Genomic DNA, 14416 nt, shown 5'->3' with positions numbered 1-14416 from the left:
GATTACTGCGGCTTGACGAACTTCAGCGTCATACGGTCGCTCTCGCCGATGGCAGCGTACCTGGCGCGGTCCTTGTCCTTGTTGGTGAAGGTTGGCGGCAAGGCCCATACGCCGTTTTCGTGGTTGGCGTCGTCCTTGGCATTGGCGTTGACTTCGGACTTGGCCACCAGCTTGAAGCCGGCCTGCTCGGCCATCTTGATCACATAGGCTTCGTGCATATAGCCGGAGCTGGCTTCGGCGTCCTGCTTCATGGCAGCCGGCAGGCGGTGCTCTTCCACGCCGAACACGCCGCCCGGCTTCAGGGTGTCGTAAATGCTGGACATCAGCTTCTTCATGTTTTCGTCGCCGGTGCCGATCCAGTTATGGATGTTGCGGAAGGTGAGCACCATGTCGGCGCTGCCCTTTGGCGCATAGCTATACAAGCCTTTTCCCGGTTCGAAGGCGCCCAGCACCACCTTGTCGCGGCCAGGTTGTTTGGCCAGGAATTCCTGGAAGCGCTCGGCCGATTTGCGCACTTTTTCATCGGCCGATTGCGGCGTGGAGCCGGCTGTAATCAGCTTGCCCTGGTCACGCAGGTAGGGGGCGAGGATCTCGGTGTACCAGCCGCCGCCCGGCGACAGTTCGACCACCGTCATGCCCGGCCTGATGCCGAAGAAGGTCAGGGTCTCGTAGGGATGGCGGAATTGGTCGCGCTTGACGTTGTCCGCGTTGCGGGTGGGGCTGGCGATTGCAGCTTTCAAGGCAGGATCTGCCAAAGCCGCGCCGGAAAAACTGGTGAAGCCAACGGCCAGCAAGCCGGCCAGGACGTACTGTTTCATTCAGGAGTCTCCTTTTTTCGTTGGGCAGGCGACACAGCGGGTCCGGTCGCCCGGGCCTTGATGATCGGGCAAGCTGGCCGCTTGGTCAAGTGTCCGCGCGGACGGTGTGCGGACACCTCCCGGACACAATTGCCGAAAAAATGGGGACGTACCCCATTTAAAGAGAAAGCTTCTTTAAATGGGGTACGTCCCCATTTTTTCGGCAATTGTTTCTGCTTTGTACAAGCTTTACACAATGGCATAAAAATTGCGTAGGATTTGACTCCTGCAAGCTGTCTTAGGTAAAAACGATAACCCTGGAGAGACTATGGAACGACGTGCATTCCTCAACATGAGCGGCGGTGCGATGGCTGCCATGATGATGCCTTTTGGCCGCGCCATTGCGGCCGACGAGCTGATCAAGCCCGTGGAAGTGAAGTTCAAGAAGATGCTGGCAGATACCGCGCTGACCGCGGCCACCCAGGCCGGCGCCAGCTACTGCGACGTGCGCATTGGCCGCTACCTGAACCAGTTCATCACCACCCGTGACCTGAACATTGAAAACGTCACCAACACCGAGTCGGCTGGCGTCGGCGTGCGCGTGATCGCCAATGGCGCCTACGGCTTTGCAGCGACCAGCGACATGTCGCCGGACGGGGTGGCCGGCGCGGCGCGCCAGGCGGTTGCCATCGCCAAGGCCAACTCCAAGCTGCAGGCTGCCGGCGTGCAACTGGCACCTACCCCGGGCGTGGGCGAAGTGTCGTGGGCGACGCCAATCAAGAAAGACTGGCGCACGGTACCGATCAAGGAGAAGGCCGACCTGCTGATCACCGCCAACAAGGGCGCGCTGGAATCCGGCGCTTCCTTCATCCAGTCCCTGCTGTTCCAGGTCAACCAGCAGAAGTATTTCGCTTCCACCGACGGTTCCTATATCGACCAGGACCTGCATCGCCTGTGGGTGCCGTTCTTTGCCACCGCCGTCGACAAGTCGACCGGCAAGTTCCGCAGCCGCTCCGACCTGGGCACTCCGGTCGGCATGGGCTATGAATACCTGGACGGCCGCAAGGAAGACAAGATCAAGGCAGCGGGCGGCGTCGCCACGCTGTACAACCGTACCTACGACCTGGTCGAGGATGCGAAAGCTGCCGGCCGCCAGGCCAAGGAAAAACTGACCGCCAAATCGGTCGAACCGGGCAAGTACGACCTGGTGCTGTCGCCGGAACACATGTGGCTGACGATCCACGAATCCGTCGGCCACCCGACCGAACTGGATCGTGTGCTGGGCTATGAAGCCAACTTCGCCGGCACCTCTTTCGCCACGCTGGACAAGCAGCAGTCGAAGAAATTCAAGTACGGTTCCGACCTGGTCAACATCGAAGCCGACAAAACCATCCCTGGCTCGCTGGGCGCGGTCGGCTACGACGATGAAGGCGTCAAGTGCAAGCATTGGGACATCATCAAGAATGGCATCCTGGTCAATTACCAGGCCACGCGCGACCAGGTGGCGGTGATCGGCGAAAAAGAATCGCACGGCTGCTCTTACGCGGACTCCTGGAGCAATGTGCAGTTCCAGCGCATGCCCAACGTTTCGCTCAAGGCGGGCAAGAAGAAGCTGACCCCGGACGAACTGGTGAAAGACGTGAAGAAGGGCATCTACATCGTGGGCGCCGGCTCCTTCTCGATCGACCAGCAGCGCTACAACTTCCAGTTCGGCGGCCAGATGTTCTACGAGATCAAGGACGGCAAGATCGGCCAGATGCTGGAAGACGTGGCTTACCAGTCGAACACCCAGGAGTTCTGGAACGCCTGCACCGCCATGTGCGATGAGCGCGACTGGCGCATGGGCGGTTCCTTCTTTGATGGCAAAGGCCAGCCGATGCAGTCGAGCGCGGTGTCGCATGGTTCATCGACCTCCCGCTTCAACGGCATCAACGTGATCAACACTGCCCGCAAGATCGGCTGAGCGTAAAGGACAACCATGAAGATCCTGAATCAGGAAGAGACCAAGCGCATCTCCGACAAGGTAATGTCGCTGAGCAAAGCCGACGAATGCATCGTCACCATCAACGGCAGCCGTACCGGCAATATCCGCTATGCGCGCAATGCCGTATCGACTGCGGGCCTGGTGGAGAACACCCAGTTGTCCGTCGCCGTCGCTTTCGGCAAGAAGCAGGGCACGGCCGTCATCAACGAGTTCGACGACAAGTCGCTGGCGAAAGCCGTGCAGCGCGCGGAAGAACTGGCCAAGCTGGCGCCGGAGAATCCGGAGTTCATGCCTACGCCGGACAAGCAGGCGTTCAAGGGTTCCGACACTTTCAGCAAGTCGACCGACGCGATCAATCCGGAGTACCGCGCACAGGTTGCCGCCTACAGCATCGAAGCGTGCAGGAAGAAAGGCCTGGTCGCAGCCGGCTTCTTTACCGACCAGTCCTCGTTCGAGACCATCGCCAACTCGCGCGGCGTGTTCGGCCATCAGTCGCAGACCGGCATCGATTTCACCTGTACCGTGCGCACCGAAGATGGTCGCGGTTCGGGCTGGGTGCGCCGCGATGCGCAGGACGTGGCCCGCTTCGATCCGCGCGCAGCGGCCGAGGTGGCAATGGAAAAAGCCATCCGTTCGGCGGAAGCCAAGGCGCTGGAACCGGGCCGCTACACGGTGATTCTGGAGCCTGCCGCCACCTCCGACCTGCTGGCGTTCATGTTCAATAGCTTCGATGCGCGATCGGCCGATGAGGGCCGCAGCTTCCTGGCGAAAAAAGGCGGCGGCAACCGCATGGGCGAGAAGCTGTTCGACGAACAGGTGAACGTGTGGGCCGACCCGTGGGACAAGGATATTCCCGTGCTGCCCTGGGACAACCAGACCTTGCTGGCGCGCGAACGCATGGACATCATCAAGAACGGCAAGATCGCGTCGATGAATTACTCGCCGTTCTGGGGCAAGAAGATGAACCAGCGTGCCATTGGCGCGCCGGGCAATATCATCATGTCGGGCGGTTCCAAGTCGACCGAGGAGCTGGTAGCCTCGACCAAGAAGGGCATCCTGGTGACCCGCACCTGGTATATCCGCATGGTCGATCCGCAGACCGTGCTGCTGACTGGCCTGACCCGCGACGGTACCTTCTACATCGAGAATGGCAAGATCAAGCATCCGGTGAAGAACTTCCGCTTCAATGAAAGCCCGGTGACGATGTTGAACAACATCGAAGAACTGGGCCGTCCGGAAGTGCTGGCTGGCGACGAATCGCAATTCCAGTTGCTGATTCCTGCCATGAAGGTGCGTGACTTCAACTTCACCTCTTTGTCTGACGCAGTCTAAAACCGCGAATCGGTGTCGGACCCTGCGGGTCTGACACTGCTTTACCGGTTTTAAGAATGGAGTAACACATTGGAACGTAGATCTTTCCTGAAAGTCGCCGCTGCTGCCGGCGGCACCATGCTGGTCCCCGTCTTTGGCAATGCCATCGCCGCGGAAGATTTGGCGAATCCGATGGCGCGCAAGTTCAAGAAAGAACTGGCCGACGCCGCGCTGAATGCCGCCACCAAGGCTGGCGCCAGCTACTGCGACGTGCGCATCGGCCGCTACCTGAACCAGTTCATCACCACCCGCGACACCCGCGTTGAGAACATCGTCAATACCGAGTCGACCGGCGTCGGCGTGCGCGTGGTCGCCAATGGCGCCTACGGCTTCGCCGCCACCAACGCGCTGACGGTGGATGCGGTGGCCGACGCCGCGCGCCAGGCTGTCGCCATTGCGCGCGCCAATTCGCGCCTGCAGGCCTCGCCGGTGCAACTGGCGCCGGTCAAGGGCGTGGGCGAAGTCGCATGGCAGACGCCTTTCAAGAAGGATTGGCGCGAAGTGCCGATCAAGGAAAAGGCCGACATGCTGCTGGCCGCAAACAAGGCAGGCCTGGACGCCGGCGCGTCCTTCATGACCGCCAACCTGTTCCAGGTCAACCAACAGAAATACTTTGCTTCGACCGATGGTTCCTACATCGACCAGGACGTGCACCGCCTGTGGGCGCCGTTCACCGCCACCGCGGTCGACAAGGCGACCGGCAAATTCCGCACGCGCGATGGCTTGTCTTCACCGGCCGGCATGGGTTATGAATTCTTCGACGCCAAGCCGGAGCACAAGGTGCGTGCGGCAGGCGGCGTGACCCCGTTATACAACGGCGGCTACGACATCATCGAAGATGCCAGGGCGGCTGGCAAGCAGGCGCGCGAAAAGCTGTCGGCCAAATCGGTCGAACCCGGCAAATACGACCTGGTGCTGAGCCCCGAGCACCTGTTCCTGACGATCCACGAAAGCGTCGGCCACGCGACGGAGCTGGACCGCGTGCTGGGCTATGAAGCCAATTACGCCGGTACCTCTTTCGCCACGCTGGATAAGTGGAAGGGCAAGAACTTCAAGTACGGCTCCGACCTCGTCAACATCGTGGCCGACAAGACCACCCCGGGCTCACTGGGCAACGTGGGCTACGACGACGAAGGCGTGGCTTCGAAAAAGTGGGACCTGATCCGCAACGGCATCCTGGTGAACTACCAGGCCACGCGCGACCAGGTGCACATCCTGGGCGAGAAGGAATCGCAGGGCTGCTCGTATGCCGATTCCTGGAGCAGCGTGCAATTCCAGCGCATGCCCAACGTGTCTCTGGAGGCCGGCAGGAAGCCGCTGTCGGTGGATGAGATGGTGAAGGACGTGAAGAAGGGCATCTATATCCTGGGGCGCGGCTCGTATTCGATCGACCAGCAGCGCTACAACTTCCAGTTCGGCGGCCAGTTGTTCTACGAGATCAAGGATGGCAAGGTCGGCCAGATGCTGAACGACGTGGCATACCAGTCGAACACCCAGGAATTCTGGAACTCCTGTTCGGCCACCTGCGACCAGCGCGATTGGCGCATGGGCGGTTCGTTCTTCGATGGCAAAGGCCAGCCAAGCCAGGTCAGCGCTGTTTCGCACGGCTCTTCGACGACGCGCTTCAATGGCATCAATGTGATCAACACTGCCCGCAAGATTGACTAAGGACGCGATAGATGAAACTCCTGAGCAAAGACGAAGCAAAAAGCATCTGCGACAAAGTGATGGCCATGTCCAAGGCCGACGAGTGCCGCATCAACCTGAGCGGCAGCCGCAAGGGCAATGTGCGTTACGCGAACAACAGTGTCTCCACCGCCGGGCAGATCGAAGACACCAGCCTGGTGGTCAGCGTCGCCTTCGGCAAGAAGCAAGGTTCCGCCACCTGCAACCAGTTCGACGCCAAATCGCTGGAAGCAGCAGTGCGCCGTGCCGAAGAAATCGCGCGCCTGGCTCCGGATAATCCAGAATTCATGCCGGCCGTAGGCAAGCAGGAATTCAGGGCGACCAACACCTTCAACCGCAATGCTGAAGCGTTCAATCCGGATTACCGGGCCGACGTGGCCTTCGCCAGCATCGACGCGGCGAAGAAGGCCGGCCTGCAGGCCGCGGGCTTCTTCAACGATAGCATCGGTTTCGACTGTGTCGCCAACTCGAACGGCGTGTTCGGCTTCCAGGAACTGGGTGGCCTGAATTTCACCGTGACTACGCGCACTGACGATGGCCGCGGTTCAGGCTGGGTCAACCGCGCGGCCTACGATCCGAAGGCGTTCGACCCGCGCGCGGCCTCCGAGATCGCGATTGAGAAGGCGCTGCGCTCGGTGGATGCGAAGGCACTGGAGCCGGGCCGCTACACCGTGGTGATGGAGCCCGCCGCCACCAATGACCTGCTTAACTTCATGTTCAGCGCCTTCGATGCGCGTTCCGCGGATGAAGGCCGCAGCTTCCTGTCCAAGAAGGGCGGTGCAAATCGCCTGGGCGACAAGCTGTTCGACGAGCAGGTGAATGTCTGGACCGACCCGTGGGACGCCAATGCGCCGGTGCTGCCGTGGGACCAGGGCTCGATGCAGGCACGCGCCCGCCGTGACTTGATCAAGGGCGGCGTCATCACCTCGCTCGACTACAACCGTTACTGGGCGCAGAAGCAGCGCAAGGAGGCCACTCCGCCGGCAGGCAACATCATCATGGCGGGCGGCTCCAGGTCGACTGAAGAACTGATTGCTTCGACCAAGAAGGGCATCCTGGTGACCCGCACCTGGTATATCCGCATGGTCGATCCGCAATCGGTGGCGCTGACCGGCCTGACCCGCGACGGCACGTTCTACATTGAGAACGGCAAGATCAAGCATCCGATCAAGAACTTCCGCTTCAACGACAGCCCTGTTTCGATGCTGAACAATATCGATGAACTGGGCCGCCCGGTGCTGATCGGGGATACCGATTCGCGCAAGCTGATGATTCCTGCCATGAAGGTGCGTGACTTCAACTTCACGTCGTTGTCCGACGCGGTTTAAGGAATGCCTGCCTACGATTTCTATTTCACGCGCCTGACTTACGAGTCGGGCGATTGGGATGTCGATATCCGGATGCCGAGCAATGTGCTCAACTCACTGGTCGAATACACCACCCTGAAAGTTGATCCCGTTGAGCGCATCGTTGCGCTGTCCGATCCGAAGATGCTGGAGGCGCCGTTCTGCTACCTGGCCGGTCATAAGCTGGTGCAGTTCACCTCCGCCGAGCGCAAAAACTTCGAGCGCTATGTGCGGGGCGGCGGCTTCGTCTTCGTGGACGACTGCAATCACGATATCGATGGCCTGTTTGCGAAATCGTTCGAGGCGGAAGTGGCGCGGATCTTTGGCCTCAAGGCACTGCACAAGATCCCCAACAACCATCCGCTGTATTCGGCCTTCTTCAACTTCGATGGGCCGCCAAATACCGGGATGGAGCTGAATGGCTGGGGCGACGACCTGGTGCACGACTACCTGAAGGCCGTGGAATTCGGTGGCCGCATCAGGCTTTTGTATAGCAATAAGGACTATGGCTGCGAGTGGGACTATGACTTCCGCAACAAGCGCTGGCTGGCAATCGACAACACGCGCTTCGCTGTCAATATCATTCAATACGCGTTGGGGGCATGACCGTGGCTGAAAGCGGCTGGAGCGAAAACGAGATCGGCGTACTGCACGCCAGGGTAAAGGCTTTGAAGGCGAGCATGGGCCGCGTCATCATCGGCCAGGAGGAAGTGATCGACTCGCTGGTCATCTGCCTGTTGGCTGGCGGGCACGCGCTGGTGGAAGGTGTGCCGGGCCTGGGCAAGACGCTGCTGGTCAAGTCGCTGGCGCAGGCCACCGACATGGAATTCCGCCGCGTGCAGTTCACGCCGGACCTGATGCCGTCCGATATCGTCGGTACCGAAATCCTGGAAGAAGACCATGCGACGCGCAAGCGCGAATTCCGCTTCCAGCAAGGGCCGGTGTTCACGCAAGTGCTGCTGGCGGACGAAATCAACCGCGCGCCGCCGAAGACGCAGTCGGCGCTGCTGGAAGCGATGCAGGAACGCTCGGTGACTTTTGCCGGCCAGACCCATCAGCTGCCGCGCCCGTTCTTCGTCCTGGCAACGCAAAACCCGATCGAACAGGCAGGCACCTACCCGCTGCCGGAAGCGCAGTTGGACCGCTTCCTTCTGCACATCGACGTTGGCTACCCAACGGAAGATGAGGAGGTCGCGATGGTGTCAGCAACCACCCACGCCGGTTTGAAAGACGCCGAGCCGGCGATGGATGTGGAAACCCTGCTGCGCTTGCAGGCGCTGGTGCGCGACATTGAAATCGGAGACCATTTGCTGCGCTATGCGACACGTCTGGTGCGCGCTACCCGTCCGCGCGAGACGACTGTCGAAGCGATTAAAAAGCATGTCGGCTGGGGCGCCGGCCCGCGTGCCGGGCAGGCGCTGGTGTTGGCCTCCAAGGCGCGTGCGTTGATGCAGGGCCGACTGGCGGTGACCCGTGAAGATATTGGCCACATGTTGTTGCCGGTATTGGCGCATCGCGTGCTGCGAAATTTCGAGGCGGAAGCTGACGGTATCGCGATCGCCGACATCCTGGCCGCATTGCGCGACGCAATCAAGCCCGAATAAGCAATGCTGGAAACACCTGCGCTGCTGGCGCATTCCGCCGACCTTGAACTGGTGATCCGCCACGTGCTGGCGGGGCTCGGTCATGGCATCCATGCGGGCCGCGAACGCGGCGCCGGCGTCGAATTCTCCGAATACCGGGCTTACGCACCCGGCGACGAGTGGCGCCGCGTCGACTGGAAGCTGCTGGCGCGGGCCGACCGCTACTATGTGCGCGAGGCGGAGCGCGACAGCCACGTGGCGAGCTGGCTGGTGCTGGATGCTACTGCGTCGATGGCGGAGCCAAGCCGGCGTGTGGATGGCTTGAGCAAGCATTGGTATGCACGCACGGCGCTGGCTTGCGTGGCGGCGATTGCGCAACGCCAGGGCGATGCGTTCGGGTTGCTGGTGATCTCCAATGGCAAAGTGGAATTCACGCAAGCTTCGCGCGGCCCGCGCCATTTGCAGCGCGTGCTGGCAGCCTTGCAGCGCGCGACCCCATCCGGTGAATTGCCGGATGCCGAGACACTGCGGGCCAGTCTGCATTTCGCACGCTCGCAAAGCATGGTGTTTGCCGCCAGCGATGCGCTGGACTGGCCTTCTCCTTTGGAGGAGGCGCTGGTGCGCCTGCGCCATATGCGGCATGACGTGCGCTTGCTGGCCTTGCGTACCGAGGCCGAAGTCGAAGCGAACTTCGCCGCCGGCCGCGCGTATCGCGACCCGGAGGAGGGTGCCCGCCTGCACAGCTTTACTCGCGCCGACCGGGATCAATACCATGCAGCACTCGAGTCGCACTTCGCGGCTGTCCGAAGCGCATGCCGCCAGCATGATGTGCCTCTGTGCGAGGCGCGGATTGAACAGCCGCTGGCCGAAGTCCTGCGCGCCTGGTTGAGAAAGCCGGAGGCGCGCAGGCCATGACCAGCATGCAGCCTTTGTGGTGGCTTGCCTTGCCGGTACTGTTGCTGCCGGTGTGGTGGCATATGCGCAAGCGAGAACGCACGCGGACCGACTTTCTCGCCACCGCGCGCTTCCTGCCGGCAGCTGCGCCGCAACAACAGCGGGTGTTGCGCTGGTCGGAGGTGCTGCTCCTGTTGGTGCGGCTGGCGTTGCTGGCGGTACTGATCGCGTGGATGGCGGTGCTTGCCATGCCGTGGAAAGGAGATACGGTATTCGTCTCGCCGGCGCTCGAATCGTCACCGTGGGCGGTGCAGCAGGTGCAATCCGCCGGCATGAGCGTGGCGGCCCGTGAGCCGTTACCCGCCGACTTGTGGAACTGGCTGGCCCGTAATGAACACGAATGGCGCCCCGAGGCGCGCTTCCTCATCCTCGCCCCCCACGCCAGCATGCCTGCGCTCCCCCCGCGCCTGGCCCACGCCGTCGAACTGCGCCTGGCCCCGCCGTCCGCCACCGCGCCACGCACACCTCCCCGCGAACGGCACGTCGTTGTATCCGCGCCAGCCGAGCGCCTGCTTCGCTGGCAAGCCCTGTTTGCGGCTTTCAGCACCGCAGCCGATGGCGTCAACCGCTACCTCATCTCCGACACGCCGACGGCAGCGACAGAGCTGATCGTCTGGGACCGCCCCGGCAAGGAACCGCCGACCTCCTGGAAAGCCGCCCTCTGGTGGCGCACCGCCAACAGCACCGGGCAAACGCAAACCCCGCAAGGCCTGGCCTGGACCTCCCCGCAATGGCCGCTGCAAGACGTCGACGCTGCCCGCGCGCTCTACGAGCGCTGGCAGGCCGCCACCGTGCAAGCAGCCCCTTATCCAATGCCCGCGCAAACCATCAAGGCCGGGCGCACGAAGCCGCTGCCCACACCGCTGGCCCGCTCGCCCGAATGGCTGGCACTAGTCCTGTTGGCATTGTTCGCAGTCGAAAGGATCCTGGCCCATGCCCGCCGCCGCTGACCACCTGGCTGGCGTGCGCCAACGCATGCTGCAAGCCCTGATCCGCCGGCGCAGTGCAAGCTGGCTGCTGCCGCTGCTGCCCGCCGCCGTATTGGCTGCATCGATACTCGCCGGCGCCTTCGGCAGCGCCAGGCCCGTTACGATCACCGTCCCCCTCGCACTGGCTGCCGCCGCCATGCTTTGGGCCGCAATCGACTTCGCGCTCTGGCGCAAGCGAATCGACGAACAACTTCCATCCTGGCTGAACGACGCCGTGCCCGAGCTGGAAGACAGTAGTGCGATGTTGGCCGCCGCCCCGGAAAGCCCGCTCGGCAAGCTGCAACGCAACCGTCTGCTGGCCCGCATTGACCAGGCCCTGAGCGATGAACGCCTGCGCCGCATCGCAAAGCAGAAAGTCCGCTTCAACGCCATCCCGCTAGCGTTAGCGGTGACCGCCGCCATCGGCGCCTGGGGCTATGCCGCAGCACATGGACCGCATTACGCGGCACCGGCCGGAAACGGCTCGGCAGTGCAGGCGGCCATCGCCGCAGCCGGCATCAAGCTGCATGCCGAACCTCCGCCGTACACAGGCGTGAAGCCAAGCGAAGGCGCGCCGCGCGACCTGCTGGTCCCCCAGCACAGCAAATTGCGCTGGTGTGCCATCAATGCCGCTGCCACCATCGAACTTGGCGACGGCCAGACCCTGCAAACCGAAGCAGGCCAATGCGCGGAATGGATCGCCAGCGATTCCACCTTCTGGCGCAGCCGCCGCAACGCAAGCCAGCGCTACACGATCCGCGTAACACCCGACCAGGCGCCGCAGGTCGCCATTGCCGCGCCAAACGAATCGGTAACGGTCCTGAAGCCAGACGCCCAAAGCGCGCAGATCAACGTCAGCGTCAGCGACGACTATGCGGTCGTTAAAGCCACCTTGCATATGACGCTCGCGCGCGGCAGCGGGGAGAACATCCGTTTCACCGACAAGGAAACGCCGCTTCCCGCATCAAACGATCCACGCAAGCGTAGCTGGAACAAGCAATGGATGCTGAAAGAACTCGGCATGGAGCCTGGTGATGAACTGTATTTCTTCGTGCGCGCAAGCGACAACGCTCCGGTCCCGCATATCGCCCAATCGCCGACCTACACGCTGCGCCTGCCCGGCCAGCAAGACGAAGCGCTGGAGTCGACAGCCTTGCCATCCATGGTGAAGCCGGAAAACCTGCGCAGCCAGCGCCAGATCATCATCGACACCGAACAACTGCTTGCCGACTCGCCGCGCCTCGGCGCCGCTGAACTACGCGCCCGCAGCGAGAGGATCGCCGGCGACCAGGCCAAGCTGCGCCTGCGCTACGGTCAATTCCTCGGCGAAGAATCTTCCCTGTTCGGCGATGAAGGACAGGGCGACGCCGATGGCCACGAGCACGGTGGCGCGAGCACCCAGGGTCCTGGAGGCTTTGGCACCGGCAACATCGCCGCCGAGTTCGGCCATGCCCATGACCAGGAAGGCAATGCCACCATCTTCGACCCGGCGACCAAGGAAGTGTTGCGCCGCGCGTTGCGGGCAATGTGGGACGCAGAGAAACATCTGCGCGCGATCGCACCGAAACCGGCCTTGCCGCCAGAGTACAAGGCACTTGGCGCCATCAAGGAGCTGCAGCAGGCCGAACGCGTTTACCTGCACCGCACCGCCTTTGTGCCACCCGCCATCAAGGAAGAAAAACGCATGACCGGCGAGATGAATGGTGCCGCCAGCTATCGCCGGGCGCAAGGCACGGCTACCGAGTTTGTCCCGGCCGATGTGCGCGAATTGGTGCAGGCCCTCGGCAGCGATGGCGCGCTTCCCGCCTTGTGGAGCAAGGCAGCGCGCGAAGCCGTGGCGCGTATCAGTGATGGCGAACAACGCCTGTCTGCACTGGCCGCAGTGCAGGATGTGGCCGATGGTTGCCTGCCATGCCGTGCCCAGTTGCGGGCCTGGCTGCGCACAACGGTGGAGAAGCCGATGGTGCTGCTGCAGGCGCGCCCGCAGGCGCAAACCAAATTTGGGCAGGCATTGCGAGGGAAGGGCGCGCCGTGAACGTGGATATCAACTTCCTGTACGGTGGCGCAATGCTGGCCGGGACGGTGAGCGCTTTGCTTTACCTGCGCAAGAAGCGCTGGGTAGACGCAGCGCTGGCCGTGGCGGCTGGCGCCTCGTTGGCGACCTTGCTCGCCGCGCCGCCGGCACCGGTTGGCGGCCCGCAGCCGCTAGTCCTGGCGACTGCGGGAGCGTCGCCAACAGCGCCTGACGACCGCCTTGCGGCAGCACTGGCGCAATTGCCGGCGGCGCCGCGCAGTACCGTGCTGGAAGTGCAAGGTCAAGGCTTGCACGAGGCGCAATGGCGCGACATGCCGGTGCGCCCAATCCAGTGGGCGCCGGCAAAGGAAGGCCTGCTATGGCTGGACTTTCCGCGCTCCCTTCCTCTAGGCCGCAGCTTTGCACTGACTGTGCGGCGCAATGTCCCGCAAGCCGCTTGGCGCCTGCAACTGCTGGCCGAGAATGGCCAGGTGCTGTCCGAGTCGCGCGCCTCCGCGGCGGCCGAAGCCTTGACCGTCCAATGGCAACCGCCAATGGCGGAAGCGATGGTCTTGCAAGCGCGCCTGCTCGACCAGGATGGCAAGCCCATTGCGCAAGGCCCGGTGCCGCTGCGCGTGCAGGACGCCGTCCCTTTGCAAGTGCAGGGCCGCTTCGGCGCCCCGTCCTTCGATGCGCGTGTGCTGAACCAGTTGCTGACAGATTCGAACGCAATCGTCGACTGGCAAACCACGCTTGGCAAGTCGCTGACACGCAATGAGGAGGCACGCGCCCCGCTGGCCCACCCGAATGCACTGGTGGCCGATGCGGCCTGGCTGGAACGCGGCGGCCTGCGCGGCGCATTGGCCCAGGCCGCACAAGGCCTGCCGTTATTGGTCCTGGGCGGCAATGCCGACCAGCCCGCGCTGTGGCAGCGCGAACTTGGACTGAAGCTTGCGCCGCAGTCGGTCACGACCGAGCAGGAAGACGTGCGCCACCTGGCGTTTGCAGGCGCCACGCTGGCTTTCGCACCAGGTGCGCATGTGCCGGCAGGCGGCGGCGGATGGCAGGCCATAGCGCGCGACAAGGATGGCAAGCCATGGCTGTGGCAGCGTGACTGGCAGAAGGGCCGCGTCCTGTGGCTGGGAATCCGGGACTGGCACAAGCACGCCATCAGCGAGCCGGCTGCCCTTGGCCAGTGGTGGCAGCAAGTCATCGACCTGTCCGCGCTGGACAGTGATCAGAAGGTGCGCTGGCTCGACGCCGACCCCATGCCATTAGCCGGGTTGCGTACCGAGGTGTGCGCGCAAGGCGTGGCAACAGGGGTCGAAGTCACGGTGGGACAGGAAGCGATGCGCTGGCAGGCCCGCGACGAGCGCGCGGATGCCGCTTGCGTGGCGCTCTGGCCTCGCGCGGCTGGATGGCTGCCGGTGCGCAGCGGCGGCGCCGAAAACGCGGTCTACGTATTCGGTGCCAAAGACTGGCCGGAATGGCAGGCTGCGTTGCGCCACGATGCGACGGCCCGCTACGCCAGCCGCAGCGGCCAGCCGGTCGCCAATGCTGCCGCCGATCCGGCCGCCCGCGCCACGCCGCGCGCAGGCGAGACGCAATTGTGGGCGACTGCCGTGCCACGCTGGTTGCTGGGTATCGCGTTCGCCGTCAGCGTGTTGCTTCTGTGGTGGCGTGAGCGCCGCTGAGCCGCAAGCCGTGCTAATG

At 63.1% G+C, this 14416-nt stretch carries 11 protein-coding genes; 10 read left to right on the top strand and 1 reads right to left on the bottom strand.

Annotated features, from left to right (window positions below):
* Positions 1 to 2 precede the first annotated feature (2 nt).
* Positions 3 to 818 (bottom strand): class I SAM-dependent methyltransferase, encoded by an 816-nt coding sequence (locus ASD58_RS12255; RefSeq protein ID WP_057261454.1) that lies wholly within the window; start codon positions 816 to 818, stop codon positions 3 to 5.
* A gap of 307 nt (positions 819 to 1125) precedes the next feature.
* On the opposite strand from ASD58_RS12255, the gene ASD58_RS12250 reads away from it, so the two are divergent.
* The 10 genes from ASD58_RS12250 (at position 1126) to ASD58_RS12205 (ending at position 14397) form a co-directional block, all read left to right on the top strand.
* The gene (locus ASD58_RS12250; protein WP_057261453.1) at positions 1126 to 2760 is read left to right on the top strand and encodes a TldD/PmbA family protein; all 1635 of its coding nucleotides are present in this window, start codon (positions 1126 to 1128) and stop codon (positions 2758 to 2760) included.
* Between the two features lie 15 nt (positions 2761 to 2775).
* The gene (locus ASD58_RS12245) at positions 2776 to 4113 is read left to right on the top strand and encodes a TldD/PmbA family protein (protein ID WP_057261452.1); all 1338 of its coding nucleotides are present in this window, start codon (positions 2776 to 2778) and stop codon (positions 4111 to 4113) included.
* A 69-nt stretch (positions 4114 to 4182) separates the two neighbouring features.
* Positions 4183 to 5820, top strand: a complete 1638-nt coding sequence (locus tag ASD58_RS12240; RefSeq protein WP_057261451.1) for a TldD/PmbA family protein — start codon at positions 4183 to 4185, stop codon at positions 5818 to 5820.
* Between the two features lie 11 nt (positions 5821 to 5831).
* Positions 5832 to 7166 carry a TldD/PmbA family protein gene (locus ASD58_RS12235; RefSeq protein ID WP_057261450.1) on the top strand — a complete coding sequence of 445 codons (1335 nt, stop codon included), beginning with the start codon at positions 5832 to 5834 and terminating at the stop codon, positions 7164 to 7166.
* Positions 7167 to 7169: 3 nt separating this feature from the next.
* Complete coding sequence (locus tag ASD58_RS12230; RefSeq protein ID WP_057261449.1) at positions 7170 to 7790, top strand: DUF4159 domain-containing protein; 621 nt, start codon at positions 7170 to 7172, stop codon at positions 7788 to 7790.
* A complete protein-coding gene (locus ASD58_RS12225; protein ID WP_057261448.1) occupies positions 7787 to 8788 on the top strand; it encodes a MoxR family ATPase in 1002 nt (333 codons plus the stop codon). The genes ASD58_RS12230 and ASD58_RS12225 overlap by 4 nt, the downstream gene beginning before the upstream one ends.
* 3 nt (positions 8789 to 8791) lie before the next feature.
* Complete coding sequence (locus tag ASD58_RS12220) at positions 8792 to 9682, top strand: DUF58 domain-containing protein (protein WP_057261447.1); 891 nt, start codon at positions 8792 to 8794, stop codon at positions 9680 to 9682.
* Positions 9679 to 10671, top strand: coding sequence for a hypothetical protein (locus ASD58_RS12215; protein ID WP_057261446.1), 993 nt, complete (start codon positions 9679 to 9681; stop codon positions 10669 to 10671). The genes ASD58_RS12220 and ASD58_RS12215 overlap by 4 nt, the downstream gene beginning before the upstream one ends.
* The gene (locus ASD58_RS12210) at positions 10655 to 12724 is read left to right on the top strand and encodes a DUF4175 family protein (protein ID WP_057261445.1); all 2070 of its coding nucleotides are present in this window, start codon (positions 10655 to 10657) and stop codon (positions 12722 to 12724) included. Before ASD58_RS12215 ends, ASD58_RS12210 begins: the two co-directional genes overlap by 17 nt.
* Positions 12721 to 14397: a hypothetical protein gene (locus tag ASD58_RS12205; protein ID WP_057261444.1), complete on the top strand. Its 1677-nt coding sequence runs from the start codon at positions 12721 to 12723 to the stop codon at positions 14395 to 14397. Before ASD58_RS12210 ends, ASD58_RS12205 begins: the two co-directional genes overlap by 4 nt.
* The last annotated feature ends 19 nt before the right edge of the window (positions 14398 to 14416 follow it).

Source organism: Duganella sp. Root1480D1 (assembly GCF_001427305.1).
Classification (GTDB): domain Bacteria; phylum Pseudomonadota; class Gammaproteobacteria; order Burkholderiales; family Burkholderiaceae_D; genus Rugamonas.
The sequence above is the reverse complement of the archived record's forward strand: the minus strand, read 5'-3'. Positions and strand labels throughout refer to the sequence as shown.

Excerpts from the sequence above, each read along its gene's own strand:
- ASD58_RS12255 (WP_057261454.1), bottom strand. The coding sequence starts at position 818 with ATGAAACAGTACGTCCTGGCCGGCTTGCTGGCCGTTGGCTTCACCAGT.
- ASD58_RS12250 (WP_057261453.1), top strand. The coding sequence starts at position 1,126 with ATGGAACGACGTGCATTCCTCAACATGAGCGGCGGTGCGATGGCTGCC.
- ASD58_RS12245 (WP_057261452.1), top strand. The coding sequence starts at position 2,776 with ATGAAGATCCTGAATCAGGAAGAGACCAAGCGCATCTCCGACAAGGTA.
- ASD58_RS12235 (WP_057261450.1), top strand. The coding sequence starts at position 5,832 with ATGAAACTCCTGAGCAAAGACGAAGCAAAAAGCATCTGCGACAAAGTG.
- ASD58_RS12230 (WP_057261449.1), top strand. The coding sequence starts at position 7,170 with ATGCCTGCCTACGATTTCTATTTCACGCGCCTGACTTACGAGTCGGGC.
- ASD58_RS12225 (WP_057261448.1), top strand. The coding sequence starts at position 7,787 with ATGACCGTGGCTGAAAGCGGCTGGAGCGAAAACGAGATCGGCGTACTG.
- ASD58_RS12220 (WP_057261447.1), top strand. The coding sequence starts at position 8,792 with ATGCTGGAAACACCTGCGCTGCTGGCGCATTCCGCCGACCTTGAACTG.
- ASD58_RS12215 (WP_057261446.1), top strand. The coding sequence starts at position 9,679 with ATGACCAGCATGCAGCCTTTGTGGTGGCTTGCCTTGCCGGTACTGTTG.
- ASD58_RS12210 (WP_057261445.1), top strand. The coding sequence starts at position 10,655 with ATGCCCGCCGCCGCTGACCACCTGGCTGGCGTGCGCCAACGCATGCTG.